This window comes from Butyrivibrio sp. XBB1001, from assembly GCF_000424505.1.
Taxonomy (GTDB): Bacteria; Bacillota; Clostridia; order Lachnospirales; family Lachnospiraceae; genus Butyrivibrio.
This window is the reverse complement of record NZ_AUKA01000007.1, coordinates 94,816-118,078: the sequence shown is the minus strand read 5'-3', so window position 1 is coordinate 118,078 and position 23,263 is coordinate 94,816. Positions and strand designations below refer to the sequence as shown.

General features: G+C 40.2%; 23 protein-coding genes. 2 read left to right on the top strand and 21 right to left on the bottom strand.

Going from position 1 to position 23,263, the window contains the following annotated elements; all coding sequences use genetic code 11:
• Positions 1-6 precede the first annotated feature (6 nt).
• The 7 genes from G631_RS0108175 to G631_RS0108145 all read right to left on the bottom strand — a co-directional run bounded on the left by G631_RS0108175 (position 7) and on the right by G631_RS0108145 (position 7,214).
• Positions 7-1,137 carry an EpsG family protein gene (locus G631_RS0108175; protein ID WP_026489039.1) on the bottom strand — a complete coding sequence of 377 codons (1,131 nt, stop codon included), beginning with the start codon at positions 1,135-1,137 and terminating at the stop codon, positions 7-9.
• Positions 1,134-1,961 carry a glycosyltransferase gene (locus G631_RS0108170; RefSeq protein ID WP_035789525.1) on the bottom strand — a complete coding sequence of 276 codons (828 nt, stop codon included), beginning with the start codon at positions 1,959-1,961 and terminating at the stop codon, positions 1,134-1,136. Before G631_RS0108170 ends, G631_RS0108175 begins: the two co-directional genes overlap by 4 nt.
• Before the next feature lie 11 nt (positions 1,962-1,972).
• Positions 1,973-3,109: a hypothetical protein gene (locus G631_RS0108165; protein WP_026489037.1), complete on the bottom strand. Its 1,137-nt coding sequence runs from the start codon at positions 3,107-3,109 to the stop codon at positions 1,973-1,975.
• A 23-nt stretch (positions 3,110-3,132) separates the two neighbouring features.
• Positions 3,133-4,539 (bottom strand): exopolysaccharide biosynthesis polyprenyl glycosylphosphotransferase, encoded by a 1,407-nt coding sequence (locus G631_RS0108160; RefSeq protein WP_026489036.1) that lies wholly within the window; start codon positions 4,537-4,539, stop codon positions 3,133-3,135.
• A gap of 18 nt (positions 4,540-4,557) precedes the next feature.
• Complete coding sequence (locus G631_RS0108155; protein ID WP_035789524.1) at positions 4,558-5,304, bottom strand: glycosyltransferase family 2 protein; 747 nt, start codon at positions 5,302-5,304, stop codon at positions 4,558-4,560.
• A complete protein-coding gene (locus G631_RS0108150) occupies positions 5,304-6,242 on the bottom strand; it encodes a glycosyltransferase family 2 protein (RefSeq protein ID WP_026489034.1) in 939 nt (312 codons plus the stop codon). Before G631_RS0108150 ends, G631_RS0108155 begins: the two co-directional genes overlap by 1 nt.
• Positions 6,243-6,344: 102 nt before the next feature.
• The gene (locus tag G631_RS0108145; protein WP_026489033.1) at positions 6,345-7,214 is read right to left on the bottom strand and encodes an AraC family transcriptional regulator; all 870 of its coding nucleotides are present in this window, start codon (positions 7,212-7,214) and stop codon (positions 6,345-6,347) included.
• A 190-nt stretch (positions 7,215-7,404) separates the two neighbouring features.
• On the opposite strand from G631_RS0108145, the gene gmd reads away from it, so the two are divergent.
• A complete protein-coding gene (gene gmd, locus G631_RS18525; RefSeq protein WP_051197029.1) occupies positions 7,405-8,496 on the top strand; it encodes a GDP-mannose 4,6-dehydratase in 1,092 nt (363 codons plus the stop codon).
• A gap of 15 nt (positions 8,497-8,511) precedes the next feature.
• Positions 8,512-9,453, top strand: a complete 942-nt coding sequence (locus G631_RS0108135) for a GDP-L-fucose synthase family protein (protein ID WP_026489032.1) — start codon at positions 8,512-8,514, stop codon at positions 9,451-9,453.
• 63 nt (positions 9,454-9,516) lie between these two features.
• Here the strand turns inward: G631_RS0108135 and G631_RS18520 are convergent, their stop codons facing one another.
• The 14 genes from G631_RS18520 to recD2 all read right to left on the bottom strand — a co-directional run bounded on the left by G631_RS18520 (position 9,517) and on the right by recD2 (position 23,137).
• Positions 9,517-9,954, bottom strand: a complete 438-nt coding sequence (locus G631_RS18520) for a CAP domain-containing protein (RefSeq protein WP_051197028.1) — start codon at positions 9,952-9,954, stop codon at positions 9,517-9,519.
• Between the two features lie 125 nt (positions 9,955-10,079).
• Entirely contained in the window at positions 10,080-11,882 is a 1,803-nt protein-coding gene (locus tag G631_RS0108125; RefSeq protein WP_026489031.1) for an LIC_10190 family membrane protein, read from the bottom strand.
• Positions 11,883-11,908: 26 nt separating this feature from the next.
• Positions 11,909-12,367: a divergent PAP2 family protein gene (locus G631_RS0108120; protein WP_026489030.1), complete on the bottom strand. Its 459-nt coding sequence runs from the start codon at positions 12,365-12,367 to the stop codon at positions 11,909-11,911.
• 27 nt (positions 12,368-12,394) lie between these two features.
• Positions 12,395-13,270: a dTDP-4-dehydrorhamnose reductase gene (rfbD, locus tag G631_RS0108115; RefSeq protein WP_026489029.1), complete on the bottom strand. Its 876-nt coding sequence runs from the start codon at positions 13,268-13,270 to the stop codon at positions 12,395-12,397.
• 75 nt (positions 13,271-13,345) lie between these two features.
• Entirely contained in the window at positions 13,346-14,542 is a 1,197-nt protein-coding gene (locus G631_RS18515) for a DUF3048 domain-containing protein (protein ID WP_051197026.1), read from the bottom strand.
• A gap of 22 nt (positions 14,543-14,564) precedes the next feature.
• On the bottom strand, positions 14,565-14,828 hold the full coding sequence (locus tag G631_RS0108105; protein WP_026489028.1) for an HPr family phosphocarrier protein: 264 nt from the start codon (positions 14,826-14,828) through the stop codon (positions 14,565-14,567).
• Positions 14,828-16,177, bottom strand: coding sequence for a phosphoglucosamine mutase (gene glmM / locus G631_RS0108100; RefSeq protein WP_026489027.1), 1,350 nt, complete (start codon positions 16,175-16,177; stop codon positions 14,828-14,830). Before glmM ends, G631_RS0108105 begins: the two co-directional genes overlap by 1 nt.
• A 14-nt stretch (positions 16,178-16,191) precedes the next feature.
• Positions 16,192-17,475, bottom strand: a complete 1,284-nt coding sequence (locus G631_RS0108095; protein ID WP_026489026.1) for a CdaR family protein — start codon at positions 17,473-17,475, stop codon at positions 16,192-16,194.
• Positions 17,472-18,329: a diadenylate cyclase CdaA gene (cdaA, locus tag G631_RS0108090; protein ID WP_026489025.1), complete on the bottom strand. Its 858-nt coding sequence runs from the start codon at positions 18,327-18,329 to the stop codon at positions 17,472-17,474. Before cdaA ends, G631_RS0108095 begins: the two co-directional genes overlap by 4 nt.
• Before the next feature lie 2 nt (positions 18,330-18,331).
• A complete protein-coding gene (locus tag G631_RS0108085; RefSeq protein WP_026489024.1) occupies positions 18,332-19,276 on the bottom strand; it encodes a hypothetical protein in 945 nt (314 codons plus the stop codon).
• A gap of 4 nt (positions 19,277-19,280) precedes the next feature.
• Complete coding sequence (locus tag G631_RS0108080; RefSeq protein ID WP_026489023.1) at positions 19,281-19,676, bottom strand: hypothetical protein; 396 nt, start codon at positions 19,674-19,676, stop codon at positions 19,281-19,283.
• Positions 19,677-19,685: 9 nt separating this feature from the next.
• On the bottom strand, positions 19,686-20,093 hold the full coding sequence (locus G631_RS0108075; protein WP_026489022.1) for a class I tRNA ligase family protein: 408 nt from the start codon (positions 20,091-20,093) through the stop codon (positions 19,686-19,688).
• Positions 20,094-20,112: 19 nt separating this feature from the next.
• The gene (locus G631_RS0108070) at positions 20,113-20,883 is read right to left on the bottom strand and encodes a ComF family protein (protein WP_051197024.1); all 771 of its coding nucleotides are present in this window, start codon (positions 20,881-20,883) and stop codon (positions 20,113-20,115) included.
• On the bottom strand, positions 20,867-23,137 hold the full coding sequence (gene recD2 / locus G631_RS0108065; protein WP_026489020.1) for an SF1B family DNA helicase RecD2: 2,271 nt from the start codon (positions 23,135-23,137) through the stop codon (positions 20,867-20,869). The genes G631_RS0108070 and recD2 overlap by 17 nt, the downstream gene beginning before the upstream one ends.
• Positions 23,138-23,263: the final 126 nt, after the last annotated feature.

The following is a 23,263-nucleotide window of genomic DNA, read 5'->3' as shown; positions in this document are numbered from 1 at the left end:
ACTCCCTTAATAGTAGCCTCTTTCAGAAAGTGTCAGTGGCAGGTCATGGAACAAGAACGTTTGATATGGTAAAATCCTGACGCCGTCAGCTGAAGCTCCCCTCATATATAGTCCAAAATATAAAATGCAGGCCATGATAACGCATACTATTGCAATTTTTCTTTTCCTGTCATCCTTGATACTCTTTAATAATGCAGGCACAAACAAGATATGTGTAACTGTAAGATAATATCCTATCCTTGATATTATTGGCAAAAAAGATCCAAACACATAAAGAGCAATTGATAGTACATTGCATATATGATAGAACCTGTAAGTTCTGCTCTCCATGACCACATCCCTATAAAGCCACAAAGTAAGTCCTAATACCGCAAGGCATCTTAAAATATTAACAATGCTTGTTCCGCCCTCGAGATAAACTGTGTCTTTGTAGGATGGATAGAGCCACACTACAATCTTCAGATAAAAATCACTTAGTACAAAGCATGAGCATCCAAGGATAAACAGCGCCACATACATAAATCTGTTCCACTTTATCTGGGCAATCACATATAAGAGCAGAACCACAAGTAGTGATTTGTGGAATAAGCTTCCTATCAGGATTATCAGCACAAATCTAGGCCAATCCTTGTTTATAACATATTTTATGGAAAAAAATGCCATGGACAGAGCAAGATAATATCTGACCGTGCTAAGAGACTGGAAATAGTAGCCAAGTAGCATAAACATGGCAAAACTCAAGGTAAACCATCTGCTTTGATCAAGCATTCCCTTCATAAAAAAGAAAATAGTAGCAAAAGCAAATATAGCAAAAATAAGAAGGTAATTCTCAAATCCACACAGATAATAAACAATACAAGCAAGCGTATTAAAACCAATCTCTGTTGGAACATAAGCTCTACTGTAGGCAAGATGCATAAACTCAACATAATTCAAATAGTCATTACCCACATTGAGCCTTAAAGCTGAAACTGAAAACAGCAGCACAAATATAATAAGACAGCAAATTATATTAACCATCTTTTGTCTACTCATGCCCCTGTAGATCAGTGCGCTATGCTCGCTCTTTAGTTCAGTTTTTCTGATAAGTAGTGCTGTCAAAAGCACTACTACAGTAAGTGATAAATAAACTGTCACTGCGTTTTTATCGTCCTTCCGTGCCTTACTCCAGACAACAGTATTCTGTAGCTCTTAAACAATCCGTATTCACTGCACATTTCTGCTCTATTTTTTAGCAAAAATCTAAAGCCCCATACAAAAGCCATTTTCCCATAGAGGAAATGATACAAAACGCCTCTGTCAAAAAAGAATTTCTCAGTATAACCCTTAAACCAGGTGGACTCATTTTGTTGTTCGTGCCCAAGAACTGCAGTGGTTCTGTAAATTGAAAGTCCTGCCTTTAAGCAATCATGCAAAAAGAGACTGTCTTCTCCATTCATATATGGTGCCCCGCCACCAAATAAAAGGGAATACTTGACCCCAGCCTGTATCAGCTTTTCTCTTCTGGCACAAATAGCATAGGCTGGATATCTTCCGTAATTCATCCAGGAAATCCTTGCATAATCCTTATTCCAATAAGTTTCTCTTCCAGCCTGAGCTTTAACATTAAACAAAAGAATATCTGCTTCCGGATGAGCATCAAACTCCTCCAGAATTCTCTGACTATAGCCATCATCATAGATGATATCATCATCTGCAAACTGGATTATCTCAGATTCCGCATTAAAAAGGCCCGTGTTTCTAGATAGTCCTACACCTTTTTCACATCTGCGAAATATCCTGATAGTATTGCCTTTTATGATCTCTTCCTGGTCACTTAGCTCGCTCTCAAACTCTTTTCCTGCATCACCAATTAGCTGGTCCACAATTATGGCATCTGATTCAATATTCATTATGCCCGGCAAATCCAGAGCCTTCTTGTTAACAGCTGACACCAGCATCTGGAGTCTTTTTTTATCCATATTTTTCCCCATTATCTGAGACCGTAGTATCTTTTTATAAATTTACTATCCACACGAACCATCAATATACCAATGATAGGACATTCATGTTTTTTGAGCTGAGCAATTACATGTTCTGTCATTGCGCCCTTCCTTACTCCGTAAGGCACGCACAAAATAACGCCGTCGCAGGTCCCTATTTTCCTGTAATTATCAAGAACTGTTCCTGGGACAGCCATAGCTGTATATTTTACGTTACTAGAAGCCTCTGTTCCTGCAATGATTTCCTCAAAAGAAGCAAGATCAGCCAAAGATTTTTTATCATCTGACAGACTATCTGTAGAAATAACTGTAACTTCTGACATACCCTCTACAGCCTTGCCTGTGCCTGCCACAAGTTCATTTTTAAAGAAATCCACAGGTTTATCGCATAAACATCCAAGAACATTTAATGAATATCTCTTTTCCGCATCCTCTGGAACATAGATTGCATCATCTAAAGCTGCCAGAAGCATAAGAAAAAGAACTGTAGCCACAATTCCAACTACAGCGCCAGATACTGCTGCAACTACGCTTCTGTCAGAATAGGTCACAAGCTTGGCATTCTCAATGCCAAGAAGCTTTATAGAGTCAAAGGCTTTATTGTTATCTCCAAAGCTTTCCATGGAATTAACTGAGGCTTTTAGTATTAAATCTGCCATTTCCTTATCCTGGCACTCTACAGTCAGCCTCATAACCCTTACATCTGACGGAATATCAGCGGTGATTGCATCCAAAAGTTCATCTCTGGTAATAACTTTTGCATCGCCATTGGTGGAAGATGCACCATCGTCTCCTACTACAATAATCTGATCATTTTCAAGCTCAGAAATTATAGGATTTAAAATATCATCTGTTGGCAAAAGCTCTTTATCCCAAGTGTAAGCATTATAATAATCAACCAGGGATCCCTTATTCTCGTCATAGGCAAAGCTTATGTAAAGCCTGGCCACAGCTTTGTAGGTCTTGGCTGGTCCAAAAGTCACAGTCACAAGAGTATACAGCCCTGCTGCCAAAAGTGCGCCAACAAGCGCTGCAACCGGAATAATCCAAATCTTCCTTAGTAATCTAAGATAAAAGCTCCTTAGATTTAAACTCTCATCTAAATGTCCCTTACTTCCTCTTTCCATACACTTCTCCCAAAGGCCAGCTATTACCCTTTTTTCTGGGCTGTAATCTGGTTTTCATCAACACCCTCTGTGCTATCTGGCGTAAACAAGATCTTTACTGTTAACAGCATAAGCTTTATATCAAGCCATACTGAATAATTCTCTATATAAGTCAGATCAAGCTTGAGCTTGTCATATGGTGTGGTGTTATATTTGCCGTAAACCTGCGCATATCCGGCAAGTCCGGCCTTAACCTTCATTCTGAAGGCAAATTCCGGCATTTCTTCAAGATACTGAGCAATAATCTCAGGTCGCTCAGGCCTAGGACCAATAAATGCCATGTCACCAACTAATATGTTAAAGAGCTGTGGAAGCTCATCAATCCTGCATGCACGAATGAACTTGCCAATAGGTGTGATACGTGAATCATTCTTGGACGCAAGTCTTGCTACTCCATCCTTTTCCGCATCAACCCTCATACTCCTGAACTTCATGATCTTAAACTCACGCCTGTTCTGAGTACACCTCACCTGTTTGTACAGTACAGGGCCTCCATCATAGAGCTTGATGATAATAGCTGTTATCAGCATGACAGGTGATGATAAAACTATCAGTAAAAGAGACAGTACGATATCTATAAGTCTCTTTATAGCTCTCTGCTCAATCTTTATAGCATATTCTCTTAAGAGCAGAACAGGTGTGTCAAACAGGTGCAGCTGTGTTGAACCCTTTAATAGCACATCTGTGATCTTAGGCATAACATAAATCCTTATGTTTCTACCATAACAATATTTTACAAGGCCATTCCTATACTCACTTGGAACATCCCAGATAATAACGCCGTCATAATCGCCAAGGCATTCCTCGTAAATCTTCTCAATGCCCTCTGAAATATTCATTGATCTTACAATATGATATTTATCTTTCCTTGAATTAAACTTGTGGGTAATATCATCAACCGGGTATTTGCCGCTTACAAGAAGGAGTCTTCTAGGCTTAAATATCCTCATGTAGAGCCAGTTCGTGGTATATGCCCACAAAAACGAGATGATTAGCTGAATTATGAAGATCATCACCATAGGTGTAACCCTCACAAGCCAGTTTCTCAAAAGTGAAAGCTGAAAATAAGAAATGAAATTCACCATGAAAAGAGCAAAAATCTGTGAAAAGAACACATCCATAGGCTTGAGATAGCCAATTTTAAGCCCTCCATAGGTGTTAGAAAAGAACAAAAGAAGTATAAAATAGATTCCAAGTATCAACAAATGACCTCTGAAATACAACTTAAGTCCGTTACCAAGAACGTATCCATCCTGACTCACACGAGTTGCAGATACTATTGGATAATATGTTTTAAACCAAAACCAGGCATACACCAGTGTCTGCATGGTCAGTCCTATAAATCCAAGGAATAATACTAAGACTCTCTTAGCTGACTCCACATTTTTCATACCAAATCCCCTTTTGGATCACAATCTTCTAAGTGTTGCTCTCACAGCCCAGCCCACAAAGTAGTAAAAGGACTTAATGACTGACAGATCCGCGATATTTCTGTAAAGGAACCATATCCTCTCGATAGCAACAAGTTTATTTGAGGAAAGAGACTTGCCCGGCCTTCTGTAAATCGCCAGATTTTCGTCAAGTCCGTAGGCCACATAGCCACTCTTTAAGATTCTCCACCAGGTAGCCGTATCCTCACTCGGAACCTGTGGCATATGGATTATCTCCATATCAATCTTCTCAGTATCAAACATAACAGTGGTAGTAAAGATAACTGTTCTGGATAAAGCTTCCTTGAACTTAAGAGTTTTGGGGGCTCTCACAATTCTTCCGGTAGGATTCGCCTCCTCATCACCAAACTCATAGGAATGAAAAGAAAAAGCTGCACCAGTCTTTTCCATGAAGGCCACCTGCTTTTCAAGCTTATCGGGTTTCCAAACATCATCCGCATCAAGGAAAGCTATATATCTTCCAGAAGAAGCATCTATTCCACTGTTTCTCGCGGCTGCCGCCCCTTCATTGCGTTCCTTGCGGATCAGTCTGATCCGCTTTCCCTGACTATTTATTATCTTTTCTATCACATCACAGCTACCATCTGAGGATGCATCATCCACTAAAATGAGTTCCCAATCCCTGTAGGTCTGCTCGCACACCATCTCGATAGTATGTTTTATATATTTCGCTGCATTATATACAGGAACAATAATGCTAACCATTATAACTCCTCTTTAACAATATACATTGGACGTTTCTTGACCTCTAAATACGCCTTTGAAAGATACTGACCTACGATTCCAAGGCAAAAGAGCTGCACTCCACTCACCAACGAAATTATACAGATTGTTGAAGCCCAGCCCACAGTGTTATTGGGATCACCTACTGTAAGTTGTCTCACAACTATAAAAATAATAAATATAAAAGCTAAAAAGCAGAACAAAACGCCAAAAACTGATGCCATAGCAAGTGGTGCTGTTGAAAATGCCACAATACCATCCAACGCATAGAGGAAAAGCTTCCAAAATGACCACTTGGTCTCACCTTTCTTCCTCTCAATGTTTTCAAATTCCAGCCACTTAGTATTAAAGCCAACCCATCCAAATATACCCTTGGAAAACCTGTTATATTCCTCAAGAGAAAGGATAGAATTCACAAACTGCCTGGTCATAAGCCTGTAATCCCTGGCTCCGTCAATTATCTCTGCCTTGGACATCTTATTGATCAGCTTGTAAAACTGCCTTGCAAAAAACGACCTGATAGGCGGCTCACCCTTTCTGTCAACACGTCTTGTGGCTACACTGTCATAGCCCTCATCAACTATATATTTGTACATCTCAGGTAAAAGAGCTGGTGGATCCTGCAGATCACAATCCATAACAACCACATAATCTCCCTTAGCTCTCTTAAGTCCCGCATACATTCCAGCCTCTTTTCCAAAGTTTCTGGAAAAATCTATCAGATGGACTCTTTCATCTCTGTCATGAAGATTTCTTACACGCTTTGATGTCTCGTCCTTGGATCCATCATTAACAAAGATAAGCTCTATCTCAACATCTTTCTCTTTAAAAAATGCCTCATTCTTCATGAGTTCATCGTAGAAATCAAAAATATTGTCCTGCTCATTGTAGCAGGGGACAATAACACTTAATAGTTTCATACTATTGCTCCCATCATAAATGGCTATGATTTTTGCGCATAGAAACGCAATCCTACCAAACATTTTACACTTATCGGAGGGTTCTTTCAACGTCTGCGGCCCTTATACACTTCTACTCCATTGCGACCTATATTCAAGAGGGCTTATACCCTCTATCTGTTTAAAGATCCTTGAGAAGTAATAGAGCGGCGAAATCCCACATTTATTCCCAATCTCCTCGACAGTTTCATCTGTAAATCTAAGTAGCTGCTTGGCATGGGTAATTCTTGTTATCAAAAGATAATTTATGATAGATGTTCCAAACTGCTCCTTAAACCCCCTTGAAAGAGTGTATTTGTTTATAAGAAACATATCCGCCAGCATATCAAGACTTATTTTCTCATTATAGTGGGTATCTATATAGTCTTTAAGATTAGTAAGTGTAGAAGCATTGCCAGAAGTTGGTATAGTCTCAGGATTCCAGCTAAAACTCATCAGAAAGGTAATAAGGCTTGAAAGCTTTTCATTTATCTTGATATCTCTGATATAGTCAGAAGACCTGGCTATGGCATTAAGACTATCCCACAACCCCTCCGTCATTAGTTCCTTATCTGGATGAAATACTGGCTGCCCACCTCTTTCCACATATTTAAGATATATTGGAAGAGCACTTTCTCCATTAAAGTGTATCCACTCAAGACTCCAAAGATCTTCTGACGTTCTGTGAGAATACGGATTTTTACAGTTTATAAACACGCAGTCTCCGCTTCTTACCACGTATTCTCGTCCTCCATAGTCTAAAACTCCGCTTCCTTCCTTGACATAAAAAAATAAAAAGGAATCAAGGTTCTGTCTTTTACTGGTATGGGTCTTTCTAGCCTTCAAGCTTCCAATTTCCTGTAAATACAATAAATTTGATTTGGCAAACTCTGATGGAGTATACAACATTCTATCTGAAGATACATATTCACCTTGAAACAGCCTCTCTCCCATAAAACCTCCCTTGGGGAAACACACAATATTTACTCAAAACTCTAGCTTCTGCATTGTCTTGATATCTGTAGTGTAATCCTCTCGTCAAGATAATGCAAATCAAAATCAAGAAAGTGAATTCTAATCGCAAAATTTCAGCACTATAATGTGAGAGAAATATGCAAATATTTTTATTTGAAAGGACAAATGTATGGCAAAAAAAGCACTTATTACCGGAATAACAGGTCAGGACGGATCATACCTTGCAGAGTTTTTGCTTGAAAAAGGCTATGACGTTCATGGCATCATTCGTAGATCTTCTGTTGATTACAGAGAAAGAATCGCACACCTTGAGGGACATCCTAATTTCCACCTCCACTATGGAGATCTTGGAGATTCAATGAGTATCCTCGGTGTAGTTGGAAAGGTTAGACCAGACGAGATCTATAACCTCGCTGCTCAGTCACACGTTCAGGTTTCATTTGATTCACCTGAGTTCACAGCTGACGTTGATGCAACAGGTGTACTTAGAGTTCTTGAGGCTGTTCGTCAGTGTGGCCTTGCTGATACTTGCCGTATTTACCAGGCTTCTACATCTGAGCTTTATGGTAAGGTTGAGGAAGTTCCTCAGAGTGAGAAGACTCCTTTCCATCCATATAGCCCATACGCTGTAGCCAAGCTTTATGGTTACTGGATCATCAAGGAGTATCGTGAAGCTTACAACATGTTCTGCTGCTCAGGTATTCTTTTCAACCATGAGTCAGAGCGTCGTGGAGAGACTTTCGTTACTCGTAAGATCACTCTTGCAGCTTCCAGAATTGCTCAGGGCAAGCAGGATAAGCTCTATCTTGGAAACCTCTCTTCACTTCGTGACTGGGGTTATGCCAAGGACTATGTAGAGTGTATGTGGCTCATCCTTCAGAACGACAAGCCAGAAGATTTCGTTATCGCAACAGGCGTTCAGCACTCTGTTCGTGAGTTTGCACAGCTTGCATTCCACTACGCTGGAATTGAACTTGAATTCAAGGGCGAAGGCGCTGATGAGAAGGGTTATGACAAGGCTACAGGTAATGTCCTCGTTGAGGTATCACCTGACTTCTACAGACCTACAGACGTTGTTAACCTTTTAGGAGATCCTACAAAGGCAAAAGAAAAGCTTCACTGGAATCCACAGACAACATCATTTGAAGAGCTCGTAAGAATCATGGTTGAGCACGACATGAAGAAGGTTGCTGTAGAAAGAGCCAATGAGCACGTAAAATTCAACCTTGCCGAGTTCCTTGAAAAGGGTATCGACAAGTAATTGGAGGCAAATAAAGTGGAGAAAAATGCAAAAATATATGTGGCTGGCCACCGCGGAATGGTTGGTTCTGCCATTGTCAGAGAATTAGAAAAACAGGGCTACACCAATATTATCACCAGAACTCATGCAGAACTTGATCTCACAAGGCAGGATGCTGTAGAGAAGTTTTTTGCAGAGGAAAAGCCCGAGTATGTTTTCCTTGCAGCTGCCAAGGTTGGTGGTATCATGGGTAATTCAGAAGCCCTTGCTGACTTTATGTATGTCAACATGATCCTTGAGATGAATGTTATAAATGCTGCATGGAGAAATGGATGTAAGAAGCTTGAGTTCCTTGGTTCATCCTGCATCTACCCTAGAATGGCTCCACAGCCTATGAAGGAGTCATGTCTTTTGACTTCTGAGCTTGAGAAGACTAACGAAGCCTACGCTCTTGCTAAGATTTCAGGACTTAAATACTGCGAGTTCCTTAACAGACAGTATGGAACCGACTACATTTCAGTTATGCCAACAAACCTTTATGGTCCAAATGATAACTATCACCCAACTCACTCACATGTACTTCCTGCTCTTATCCGTAGATTCCACGAGGCCAAAGAGCAGAATCTTCCTTACGTTACATGTTGGGGCGATGGAAGTCCACTTCGTGAGTTCCTCTATGTTGACGACCTTGCTAACCTCTGTGTATTCCTTATGAATAACTACAGCGGTAACGAGACTGTCAATGCTGGAACAGGTAAAGAGCTCACTATAAAAGAGCTTACAGAGAAGGTTGCTAAGATCATTGGTTACGAAGGCGAGATTCGTTGGGATCCTTCTAAGCCAAACGGAACTCCTCGTAAATTACTTGATGTTTCTAAGGCTGCAAATCTTGGTTGGACATATACTACAGAGTTGGATGATGGAATCCGTCTTGCATATGAAGACTTCCTCAATAATCCAATTCGTGCAGAGAGATAATAATAAGCAAAGAAAAACCCGGAAGAAATCATCATTCTTCCGGGTATATTTTTATGATCATTTTTATTTAAATTCACAAGCAATATATGTATCGCCATTATCGGCAACATAATATGCAATTCCTACTGAGGAAAAGCTCCCTCTCACCAGGTTTGCATAATGCCCTTTACTTAATGTCCAGGCATAGACCACATTTTCTGGCTTCTGCTGATTAAAGTTTCTTGCATGAGCAAGATTCTCGCCCTTAGTGAGATTTGATACTGTATACCAGGCCTCCCCATTAGGACGAGTATGGGAAAACTTCTCTGCACACTCCTCTGCCCGCACATAGGCAACTTCCTGCAAATCTGAATCCATTGTGAAAGCTTCAAGCCCTGCAGATTCCCTCACAGAATTCATCAGATTAAGAACATCCTCTTCACTGGACGCTCTGGCAGTTACTGGTGTTAAGATCATCGATACCATCCAAAAAGCTAACCAAATCGCAAATGCTTTCTTCATAAAGTATCCCCTCTTTCCCTACTTGTATGATACTTTATTTCGAAGCTTAAGCGTGATAAATTAACGCTTTTTTAGACTTTTTTATTCTTTTTTTAGGTTCTCATCATTTGTTTAGAATTTCTTTACTAATTTTTCAATGGCATAAAACCACTGAAAATATCATAACCTCTAAATTCAATTTCTCCTTCCATGTTCCTAGGAGCTGAAGGGAAAAGATCATATCCTATCCTGTCTCCTTCAACTGGATAATAGAATGTCATTCCCGATATTTGGAAAGTATCTGCTTCATACCTGCCATAATCCTGCTGAACTAATAGATAATCCGGATTAAACCTTGGCATATCCTCTTTGACTACATTTACACCTTTATATCCTACCCATACAGCTATTATGATGGCAGTTATAGCGATCAGTCTCTTTGCAAATATGCCATCAGCATCAAGTAGATTAAAACCACTGATAAGCAGTCTTCCAAAGATAATTGCAAAGGTAAGGCAAACATAGACCTCTCCATATCTTATAAGTGGTGCTGTAAATAACCAGAATAAAAGGCATACAACCATGGTAGTGCTAATAGTAATAAAATCAGCAAAATTTAGTATGCTATGGCGACTTATGTTAAATACCTTTTTCTTTCCAAACTCTGTCTTTTTGTTAATTGCGACAGCAAAGAAATACACCAGGCAAACAAGGTAGATTGCTATAGCTGCTATATCAAGTATCAGCATGATCTTGTTTAGTCCATGAATACCTGCAAACCACTGCGGAAGCCACTGACTTAAGGGCATATCACCATAAGTCTCAACATCAGTAAATCCTCTGCCATAAACCTTGATCTCCTTAGCATCATAATCGGCAATTCCCTTAGGGATCTTCCAATCTACACCAAAGAGGTTTATGGCTGTTACCGGGTAGACCAGCCAGCCCGATATTATCAGATTCCTGATAAAATATGGGATTGCAATTATAAAAGCTAATAATACAGAGATCAAAAGCGCTTTACTTTTGCCTGGATTTTTACCTGATAAGAGTCTGTATATCGGGATGATTGCAAGTATCAGTATCGGAGCAGCTGAGAGTTTAATAGTAACAGCATATACCCCAAGAAGTGACAACATGATGTAAGGCACATAAGAGCGCTCATGCTTGACATTCATATCAAGCCACCTTATTACAATATAAAATATAAATGTTGATAGGAAATAATCTGATGCTGGGGCTACTATTTCATCAAACACCGTGAACAGATAGTATATGCCCATTATTCTTGCAAAATCAGATATTATTGGATGACCTCTTCTTACGATATCCTTTAGATCAAGACATTCCCAGGCTAGCATCAGAGCACAAAAGCCAGCCATAACATGGAAGGATTGTCCTGTTATAAAGCTCATACTATAGAGCGCTGATAATGCGAAGGAAGCGCTATTATAAGCCAAACGGACATGAAGATTTCCAAGCCCCTTAATAACGCCATAATCTTCTATCCAGTGGATTGCCTGTGCATGATATAGATCTGAGTCGTAATGCATTAACCCATGTGATGTTCCATAGGCCATTATAAGAAAGATCAAAAGATAGTAGTATCCTGCATAACCAGTTACAAAAAGGCGACTCACATCAATAAAGTCGCCAATCAGTTCCTCTCTGTAATAAACTGCAATAAGTACGCAGAACGCAACCATAAGTACATTTGCAGCAATACCAACGCCTGCAAAAATACTAAAAAGTTCAGCGTAAACTGTATTAACCACAAGACCAGCTACTATAAAGCTCGCCCTGAAATGTGTATTATATTTTTTGTAGGTTCCCTTACTGCCTTTCTGCGAATGCATACACTCAAGCGATGTTACAAACCTAAGAAAAGCAAACCCCGTCAAATAAGTTGTGATTAAAACATATATCCAAATAAGTACAACAGATAGCATGTACTAATTGCCCCCGCATCAAAAAATCATAAAAAGTTGCAAACCACTATACCTATCACTATTCCAAGGATTGCGCCAAAGAAAACCTGAAGTGGTGTATGTCCAACAAACTCTTTTAGCTTCTGTTCTACTGGAATATCGCTATTCATCTCCTGGAACCATTCCATCATATTGTTTATGACCTTAGCCTGAATTCCAGTTTCTCTTCTGACACCCATAGCATCATGCATAACGATAAGAGCCATAATTGCAGAAACTGCAAACTCAAAGCTACTGAAGCTGTAATAAAATGCTGTTGATGTTACAAGCGCCATTACTGTAGCTGAATGTGAACTTGGCATTCCGCCATCTCCAAGAAGTCTTTCCGCATTAAATTCCTTATTTACAAGTATATAAATAAGAGTCTTTAAAAACTGTGCTGAAAGCCAGCCAAAAAATGATGCGATAAGTATCTTATTACTAAGTATCTCATAAATGTATTGCATATAATTCTCCAAACTTTCCTGCCCCTATTACAGAAGCTCTTTCAAATACTCTTCTATCGCATCGTGCCAATCTGCAAACATATAGTCAGATGTAAGCTTAAGCATATAGTTTTCAAGAATACTATAGGCAGGTCTAGGAGCAGCCTGAGGATTTTTCTCAAGGTATTCTCTGGTAGTAACATGATTAACCTTAGTGCTCTTTCCGGCAATTCTGAAAATCTCATCTGTAAAGTCAGCCCAGTTTGTGCTTCCTTCGCAGGTTCCATGGAATGTTCCAAAATTATCTGTAGGGAAAAGATAGCATATAGCCTTAGCGAGCTCTTTGGCGCTTGTAGGTGTTCCCTGCTGGTCCATTACAACACTGATCTCATCCATCTTCTCAGAAAGAGAGAGCATTGTCTTTACAAAGTTCTTGCCATCACCATAAAGCCATGCAGTTCTTACAATAAAGTATTTATCTGCAAACTGCTTGACTAATTCTTCTCCGGCAAGCTTTGTTTTGCCATAAACACTGACAGGGCCAGTCTTATCAAACTCTATATATGGTCTTGTTCCATTACCCTCAAATACATAGTCAGTTGACACGTGTACGAGTTTGGCTCCCACTTCTGTAGCTGCAATAGCAAGGTTTCTAGGTCCAATGGCATTTATCTTATAAGACAGATCAACATCGGATTCCTGCTTGTCAACAGCAGTATACGCAGCGCAATTGATAATAGCTGCAGGTTTGATCTCCCTTGCCAGGTTTACTACAGCATCAACATTTGTTATATCAAGAGGAGTAATTCCATCTCCCTGAAACACATCTGTATTAATTATCTCAATGTTACTATTTGTGCAAAGTTCCTTATTGATTGCTCTTCCAAGCTGACCATTACAGCCTGTAACAATAATCTTATCCATAAAATGCCTTCCTTAAATCATTTCTTTTTGAACAGAACGGACGGCATTTCTGCCGTCCGCAGTAAATACAATTCATTAATCAGCGTACTCTGTCCCATTAACCTTAAAGGTTGAGAATGAACCGCCCTTTTCCTGAATGACAAAGATCATAGTCTTTCCTGTATTGAATACAACCTCTTCTCCATTGTCATCGTAGTACTTGGTTGGTTCGTAGTCTGATGTCTTTTCCCAAGTAACATGGATCATCTTGCCCTTTGTAAGATAGTAACCATCTCTTGTCTTGTCATGCATCTGATAAGCAAGATATCCGTTACTGTCACGAACCTCATGATAAGTTCTCTGGATGACTACATTGGCAAAAGCAAGCTGTTCACCTGTGATGGCATCCTTCTGAGCTGACCCGTAAAGAGTCTTAAGATATACCTCTTTTTCTGGATCATATGTAAGAGCTGACTTGGTAACAGGGTAGCAGCCAGACATGTCAATATCTGTTGCTTCAACTGCATCAGCATATGCATCAAGAGTATTAGGGTTTGAATATCCTGTGAAAGTAAAATGTGGACCTTCCTGGAAATATTCAGCCCTGTGTGTAAGTGAAAATCCTGCCTTATCAATAGCAGCCTTTACATGTGAACCATCTGTGAAAGCTGTGTGCTCAGAGGTACTTCCCTCAGGAACTCTGAAGAATGCACCATAATCTGGTCCCATTGCCTTACCACCAACACCATTTAAGTTATCTACATCATCAACCTTATCAGGTCTTGTCTTACCTGTAAGAATACCGCTTACATAAAGCTCTGGACCGCCGTAATGAATGATTACAGGATCATACTCGAGAGCAGCATATACAAAATAGTCACGGATACTTCTTACATTACCGATTCTCTCAAGATTTTCCCAGTCCTGAACGATACCCATCTGACGGCTCATGCTGCCTTCTTCCATGATCTCATAGAATACTGACACATTGCTAAGTCCGTACTGTGGCTGCGCCTCCTTGTTGATAGGATACATTACAGCCAAAGGTCTTGTTGTATTAACAGATTCATCAACCCACTCGTTTGTAAAATAGCTTCTGACCATTCCTTCACGTGGTGGTTCATCCTCATTAACAACTTCTTCAGAAACCTCAGTTGTTGCCTCAACAACTGGAGCAACATCCTCAAGCTTCTCAATGCTGATACCAACTACAGCATCATCACTTGATTTACCACAGCCAATAAGCATTGAAGTTGCGATTCCCGCCAAAACAAAAGCCTTAAATCTCTTCATTCATCTTCCCCTTTTTATAGTTTTACTCGCCAAGTCCACTTTCAATAGCCTGAACAAGAGCATCCATTGCCTCCTGCTCATCAGGACCCTCACACCTGAATTCCAACTCATCTCCGCACTTTATGCAAGCACCTAAGACGCTCAGAACACTCTTAGCATTAGCTGTATTCTCACCATAGTTAAAAGTAATATGTGACTTATAGTTCATAGCTACCTTACACAGATTGCCTGCAGGTCTTAAATGAAGTCCTGTAGGGTTTGTAATTACTACCTTCTGGCTTACCATTAAAGCATAACCTCCTCGATAAGCTTTGCAAGCTTCTTTGCTTCCTCTTCGATCTGCTCCTGATTCTTACCTTCGATCATAACTCTTACAAGTGGCTCTGTTCCTGATGGTCTGATAAGTACTCTTCCATCGCCAGCAAACTGTTTTTCAAGATTGGCGATTGCATCTGCGATTTCAGGATACTCCATATATGAATCCTTCTTGTGTGTAGGAACATGTGCATTAACAAGGGCCTGAGGCATTACCTCCATAACCTTTGCAAGCTCAGAAAGTGGCTTGCCTGTGGATACCATTACCTCCAAAAGATGAAGTGCTGACAAAAGTCCATCTCCAGTAGTATTATCATCCAGGAAAATAATATGTCCTGACTGCTCACCTCCGAGATTAGCTCCTATCTCTTTCATATGCTCAAGTACATATCTGTCTCCAACCTTAGTTTTTTCAATCTTGATGCCTTCTCTATCACCCATCTTGAAAAATCCAAGATTACTCATTACTGTAGCAACGATAGTATCTTTTTTGAGTCTGCCATTTTCCTTCATGAATTTTCCAATGATAGCCATGATCTCATCGCCATCTACCATTTTGCCGTTCTCATCAACAGCAAGGAATCTATCAGCATCACCATCAAAGGCAAGTCCAATGTTAGCCTTCTCAGTAACTACTCTTCCCATAAGTTCTTCCATATGAGTTGAGCCACAGTTAGCATTGATATTAGTACCGTCTGGATTGTTGTGAATAACTACAACCTCTGCACCAAGCTGTCTTATAGCCTCTACAGATGTGTAGAAAGATGCGCCTTCTGCACAGTCCATTACAACCTTCATTCCAGAAAGGTTAATGTCGACAGCATTTAAATTGTGATTAATGTATTCTTCTCTTGCGTCTGTACGATTCTTGATCTTACCAACTCCAGCTCCTGTAGGCATCTTAACGCCTTCCATGTTGTTTCTGATAAGCTCTTCTATCTCATCCTCCATAGCATCTGGAAGTTTGAATCCATTGCCATCAAAGAATTTGATTCCGTTGAATTCCATAGGATTGTGGGAAGCAGAAATAACAACACCTGCATCAACCCTGTATTTTCTTGTAAGATATGCCACAGCTGGTGTAGGAATAACACCTACATTGACCACATCAGCTCCAACAGAGCAAGCTCCCGCCATAAGAGCACTTGCAAGCATATCTCCTGAAAGTCTTGTATCGCAGCCTACCATAATTGTAGGTCTGTGATTCACCTCTTTTGAAAGCACATATGCTCCAGCCTGTCCAAGCTGCATAGCAAGAAGTGGAGTAAGCTCATCATTAGCTACACCTCTTACGCCATCTGTTCCAAATAATCTACTCATAAGTAAAAACCTCTTTATTCCTTTTCTTTTACGGTAACATAAACACTAACTGCTGACTTGACATAAACTCCATCTGGAAGCTTCCAGGTAATGTAACCATCATAGGTTCCAGCCTTTAGCTCTGTCAGATCATTGGCCGACATTAGATCACTTATGCTGACTAAACCGGTAATGTCTGACTCTTTTACCGCATCTATATTGCTCCTAAGTCCCTGAAGTGTCAAGGACACCTGAGTATACTCACTGTCATCGATATAAACATCAAATCCGTCTACTGAACCGTCAATTGATATCTTATCAGTGCTGATATCAAAAGTTTTCTCAACGACCGGACCAATATACACTACTACAGAAGCTGTACCATTAAAATCACTGTCTCCAAAGCTGATTCCTGAAGGAAGCGCACTGGATAGATCAACCGAAGTAGTAAGATTAGCTGTAAGTCCAGCTACATCAAGACTATCATCTTCTACGATCAGTTCGTTAATGGAAGATATTGCGCTGCCCCTGCCTGCAACCAAAACTTGCTCAGGAGTAGAATCTATCTGCCCTGTAAGAGCATATCCAGTTGCCGGTTCACCCTTGACTATATACCTGACGGGAACATACTTGGTCTCCAGAATCTGAATGTTGACCCTTACAGTCCTTATGTTCATAGATACACCGGACTGAGCTATATCGAGAGCATTACCCTCAGCATCATACAGAACTATATCCGCATCAGTACCGATGTTTGATGTAAAGCCTGTTACATCTACGTCAACAGAAGCCTTCACTACACTGTTTACAAAGGACTCTGGCCCACTTATCCTGACCATATTCTGCTCTGTAGTAACATCGCCTATAACATATCCATCAGCTACTGTTCCGGAAGTCGAGGCACTAAGAGCAAGACTCTTGCTAGCCTTTCTCTCAACGTTCAATTTGACCACATCTGAACTAAGAGAATAATTCTGAATCTTATCAACATACTTGTTGGTAGTCACATCAATCTTAACAGTATTGAGACTTGACAGATTCTGAATATCAGCAGTAGCAACTATGTTACTGGGGCTGAGCGAATCTATCACAGCTCGTGGAGCGTAGATAGTCACAGAGCTTATCGTATCACTGCCATCCAATATTGTATAAACCTGACCCTTGTCAGTTATCAGGTTTCCATTCTTGATAGTTACCGGGATATTGGTGTATCTAACTGAAGTGATAGGGTCATTGATATTAGTTACCAAAAACCACACTATTACTGCAAATATCAGTGATGCCAGTTTCAATCCCCAGTTGGCTGTTAATTTCTTCATTTCCTAGCCCTGGCCTTTCTGGCAAAATGCTTGACAGGAGCATCTGTCTTGTGCTTGTTCTGAATAACTCTAAGCCTCTCTCTGAGTCTGTCACTGTCAACAGCTCTCTCAAGTTCTCCTTCATAGGCAACACTGATCTTGCCCGTTTCCTCAGATACTATGATAACAAGGGCGTCTGTTGCCTCTGATACACCGATACCTGCACGATGTCTTGTTCCAAGATCCTTACCAATCCCCATATTGTCTGAAAGAGGAAGATAACATGTGGCTGAAGTAATCCTGTTGCCTCTGATGATAACTGCACCATCATGAAGAGGTGTATTGTGTTCAAAAATATTGATAAGGAGCTGGCTTGTTACTATTCCATCCACATCAATTCCTGTTCTCTCAAACTCAGTAAGAGGGTGGCTCTGCTCAATAACAATAAGAGCTCCAGTTCTCACCTTTCCCATCTCTACGCAGGCTCTTGTGATCTCATTCAAAGTTTTATCTGAGAATCTCTCTTCTACTCTGCCATCTCCGATGGTAAAGAAATTCGATATAAAGTTCTTTCGTCCCAATTCCTCAAGTGCCTTTCTAAGCTCAGGCTGCAATATAACGACCATAGCAGTGATGGCTATTCCTACTACCTTTTCAACAATCCACAAAATAGTGGTCATATTGAAAATAGCTGCAATAAGTATAAACACAACAATAACTATGACCCCTTTTAGAAGAGACCATAGTCTTGTATCCTTGGCCCATACCAAAATGTGATATACAAGAAATGCTATGATAAAGATTTCAAGCACATCGAAAAATCTTATGGTGGGCATGTGTAAAGTTGTTCTGTTAAAATCAAAAAGAAAATCCATAATTATCTATGCCTTTCCTTGGCACGATTTATTCTCTTAACCCTTCTCTCTGGAGCAGATACTGTAACCTTTGGAACTGCCTTAACATAGTAATAATAGTCATCGTCTTCAAACTGAACCTTCTCAGTTCTGCTGTAGTCCACATTAAATGCAAAGAATTCCACGACAAGCATCAAAGCAGCTGAAACTACTGTTCCAACTATAACTCCAAAGAAGGAGATATTTGTCTCGCAAACCAAATCTCCGATAAGGATACAAACTATAAGGCTGATTGCTCCAGCACCAATAGCTATTCTCCAGGAATGATCTATAGAAGATCTGCGAATCACATATACCAGAATAAGAGCTACTGCAAACGCTACTATCATGACCATCATGGCCTTATCTCCAAGAATACCCTTAAGAACTGCCTGGAACTGATTGGATGCTTCCTCAACGTCTGTTCCAAGCTTGGCAACATTAGCTCCTGATGAAAAATATGTGATCATGTAATAAATTATAACTCCAAAAGATACGGAAACGATGGATGTAGGAAGTCCCAAAAGTCCCATAGCCAGTGGCATCACATATGGAATATGCAAATAGAAAAATATTGGTGTAAGGAGTACTGCCAATGTATCCTTTGGAGAAAATCTAAAGTATAAAAGGAACATAAGCAGCATAATGATAGCAGCTATAAGTGCACTCTCTACTGCCAGTGAATACAGATGTCCCAGCATAAATACCGCAGCCATCAGGACAATGCAATTGGATGGCAGAATAGCACACAACAAAGAAGCCATCAGGACAATAGCTATGTTATTAAGCGGCTGCATATAGCCCAACTTGTTATTGATAACAGCTATTGTTATAAGGGCAAGAACAAATTTCCAGACATAGGAAATGTAAGTTTCGTATTTAATATAAAATTTGTTGATGTATTGCTTGAGTTCAAGTAATGAAGTCATATTATCAATCCTTTTTTTCGTACATTCTAGCTAGCTTTTTTAAATTTCCATAATATGTCTTCATACTCTTTCGCATTTTGGAATATCGATATGAATAAATGACATATGATGCAAGTGAATACACGCCAACAAGCAGGAGGTATAGTATCAAGTACCTCCTGCCAACTGACAATAGATTCTCTGTATTATAGAGGTTTGATAATACCTCTTCAAAATTACATAGAACATAGGTGCCAAGAAAAATACCGTATACAATCGTTGCACTTATCACTGACTTTATAATGTTATAGCCTATATAGTCACTCTTAAAATAAGTGTTTATGGAATCGTTCTTCTTACCTTCTCGATCTATGAATGCAGCCATTTTGGTCATCAAAATGACTTTTTCTTCATCCAACATTGCTACTCCTTATGTATCCAGGAAGTGCATTCCAGCCTTACCTTCCTTCTTGACTGGTTGCTGAATTGCAGGCTGAGGCTTTGCAAATGTATTATTCAAGTTGTTAGCCATAGATGCCTTACATTTAGCACAGTATCTTCCTGTCTGTATTTGTGCTCCACAATTCTCGCACTGTATCTGAAGTGGAGAATCAGAAGTGAACATCAAACGCTCTTCACGAATCCACTGCTGAATCTGCTTGGTAGTAACACCATTTTCTTCAGCGATTTCTTTGAGCCCTGCTCTTGGATTATCGACTATGTACTGCTTTACCTTTTGGAAATCTTCCTCTATAGCCTTCTTACAGGCCTCACACACAGGCTGACCTCCAATGTAGTTAAACATTTTACCGCATCTTGCACAATTCCGTAAGTTCATATAGTGACCTCCGTCTATTTTAAGTAGTTTGCCCGATTGCTAATGTCAGAAAGTATATCTTCCTGGTACCGGCAATCCGAAACTCATGGGCGATCTCGTCAATAGTACTTCCAGTTGTATAGATGTCATCGATAATAAGTATGCACTTAAATTTTACATCATTTCGCGTTATATTAAAAGCCTTTTTCAAATTATTGCGGCGTCCGCGGGCATCAAGCTCCTTCATAGGAAGGGTATTTTTATTCCTGACAACAGCATCTGTATACACAGGAATTCCCAACTCTCTCCCTATCATTTTGGCAAGAACTTCTGCCTGATTATATCCTCTTGTAAGTTGTTTACCCTTGAACATTGGAACCGGTATTATAGCATCTATCCCAAGACTTCGGATAGCCTTGCCATAACGCTCATATACAGCTCTGGCGTAAAACCTTGCATATTCCTGTCTTCCCATGTACTTAAATTTATACACAGATCCAGAAATACTTCTGTAGTCAAACACCGCAAAACCTCTGTCATAGACGTGTCTGACCCGATTACAATCGTAACAGAATTCCTTACTACTATCTGCCTGCCCAAGGGGTTTTCCACATTTCATGCATGTTGCACCCCTTACGTACTTTATCTTCTTTTTGCAGTTGTCATGGATCAGTTGCCCAATGATCAGCTTGCCATTTCTAATCTTTATGGATTCAACGATATCGTCACAAACCGGGCATCTCCTTGGAAAAATTGCCGTGACAACGCCCTCTTTTAAATCCCATATATTATCACTAAATTTCTGAAGCATTAAAAAACTCTTCTATCCTATCTCTAAGTCCTGTATATCTCTTTAACTGCTGCTCATTATCAACCATGCTAAAGAGTGTCTGGCTACTTCCAAGTATGCACACTGTGCTCTTGGCCCTTGTAACCGCCGTATACAGCAAGTTCCTGTTGAGAAGCATTCTGGGCCCGCCCAGGATTGGCATGACAACTGCAGGGTACTCACTTCCCTGGGACTTATGAATTGTAATAGCATAGGATAGCTCAATTTCATCAAGATCAGAAAAAGGATATCTGACCCTTCTGTGCTCATCATATTCCACAACTACATCCTGAGAATACTCATTTATCTCTCTTACAATACCCATGTCGCCGTTGAAAATGCCTGTTCCCGAGTCAATAGGTACGTTATATTTGCCCACAACTTCCCATTCTGCCTGGTAGTTATTCCTGATCTGCATTACCTTATCACCCTCACGGAGAATCAAGTCCCCGTAGGTATGCTCTTTTTTGGAAGGTGCCGGAGGATTAAGATATTCCTGCAGTACCAGATTAAGCTGTATCGCGCCAAGTGGTCCCTTTCTCATAGGTGTAAGGACCTGAATATCATAAGCATTAGCTCCCACATACCCTGGGAGTTTGTCTCTTATAAGCTGTATCATGTGCTTATAAATGACGTTGCTGTCATCTCTTTCCAGAAAAAAGAAATCCTTGCTCTTATTATCAAGAACAGGCATCTCACCATTGTGGATCCTATGAGCATTCATTACAATATCGCTCTCTTCTGCCTGTCTGAATATCTTTTGCAATATGATTGTTGGAAACCTGCCACTCCTTATAAGGTCGCCCAAAACCTGCCCTGGCCCAACGCTTGGCAGCTGTGAGCTGTCCCCCACCAGAATAAGATGAGTTCCCGGAACAAGAGCCTTTAATAAGGCGTAAAAAAGATGAATATCAACCATAGACATTTCATCTATGATAATGGCATCCGCCTCCAGGGGGTTATCCCTGTTCTTTTCAAAATGAACTCCGCCAGACCTTACATCATCATCCTCACTAACTTGTCCTGAAACCTCAAGGAGTCTGTGAATTGTCTTGGCTTCATAACCTGTCGCTTCCGTCATCCTCTTTGCAGCACGCCCGGTTGGCGCAGCCAGCATAATATCAAGTCCCTCACTGGCATAATAATTTATGATCGTATTGATAGTAGTAGTCTTACCCGTACCAGGACCACCTGTAATGATCACTATTCCATTGGAAATGCTCTTTAAGACTGCTTCTCTTTGAAGATTATCTAAAGATATACCTCTCTTTTCCTCAATTTCGCAGATTTTTTTGAGATATCTTTCCTTCTCAGAAGCTGACACCTGTTCAGTCAGATTAAGTTCATGAAGCATAGCGGCACAGCCCTGTTCTTCATAATAGAAGCTTGCAGCAAATATATTATTTTCATTCTTGCTGATAAGCTTCTTTTCCATCATAAGGTTTCCTATCTGCACCCTAATGTTTTCCTTGTCAAAAACAGCCTCCGGTCCACTTGATAATATCCCTATAGTCCTATCTATCAGCTGTTCCAGTGGCAGATATGTATTGCCATCAAGAGATGCCTGCAGCAGGCAGTATAGGATTCCTGACTTGATCCTGTATTCGGAATCAACTGCTATCCCAACCTTTCCTGCTATTTCATCTGCAGTCTTAAAACCAACACCGCTGATGTCATCCGCTAGCTGATAAGGATTCTCCTTGATAATGTTATATATCCTGCTACCATACTTATTAAAAATCTTCACTGCAAGGGTGTTGCTGATTCCATACTGCTGCAAAAAGATCATGGCATCTCGCATTTCTCTTTTCTCAGCCATCTGCAATGCTATATCTCTGGCCTTTTTCTCGCTTATTCCCTTTATCTCTACAAGCTGGAGCGGATCCTCTTCTATGATCCTAAAAGTATCATCTCCGAATTTCTTTACTATCTTGACTGCAAGGGCCTCTCCAATCCCCTTGATAGCCCCAGACCCCAGATAGCGCTGCATCGAAACTGCATCATCCGGAACCACTTCTCTGAAGCTATCTACCTTGAGCTGTTCTCCATAAACAGGGTGTGTCACATAGTTTCCCTTTATCTCCAGAAAATCTCCTACATCCGCATTCTTGAAATTACCAGTACAGATGATCTCATCTTCATCCGTCACCAGGTTCACTACTCCATAGCCGTTCTCTGCATTCTTGTATATAAAATGTTCTATATATCCCTTTACTATTTCAAGTTCTTCTGACATGTTTCTGATCAATTCCTCATATTTGTTCGGGTCCTCAATTCATAATGATTATCATATAAACATGTAATAATCATGAATCAGGACACCTATATCATCATATGATACCACAATAAAAAGCGCATAATT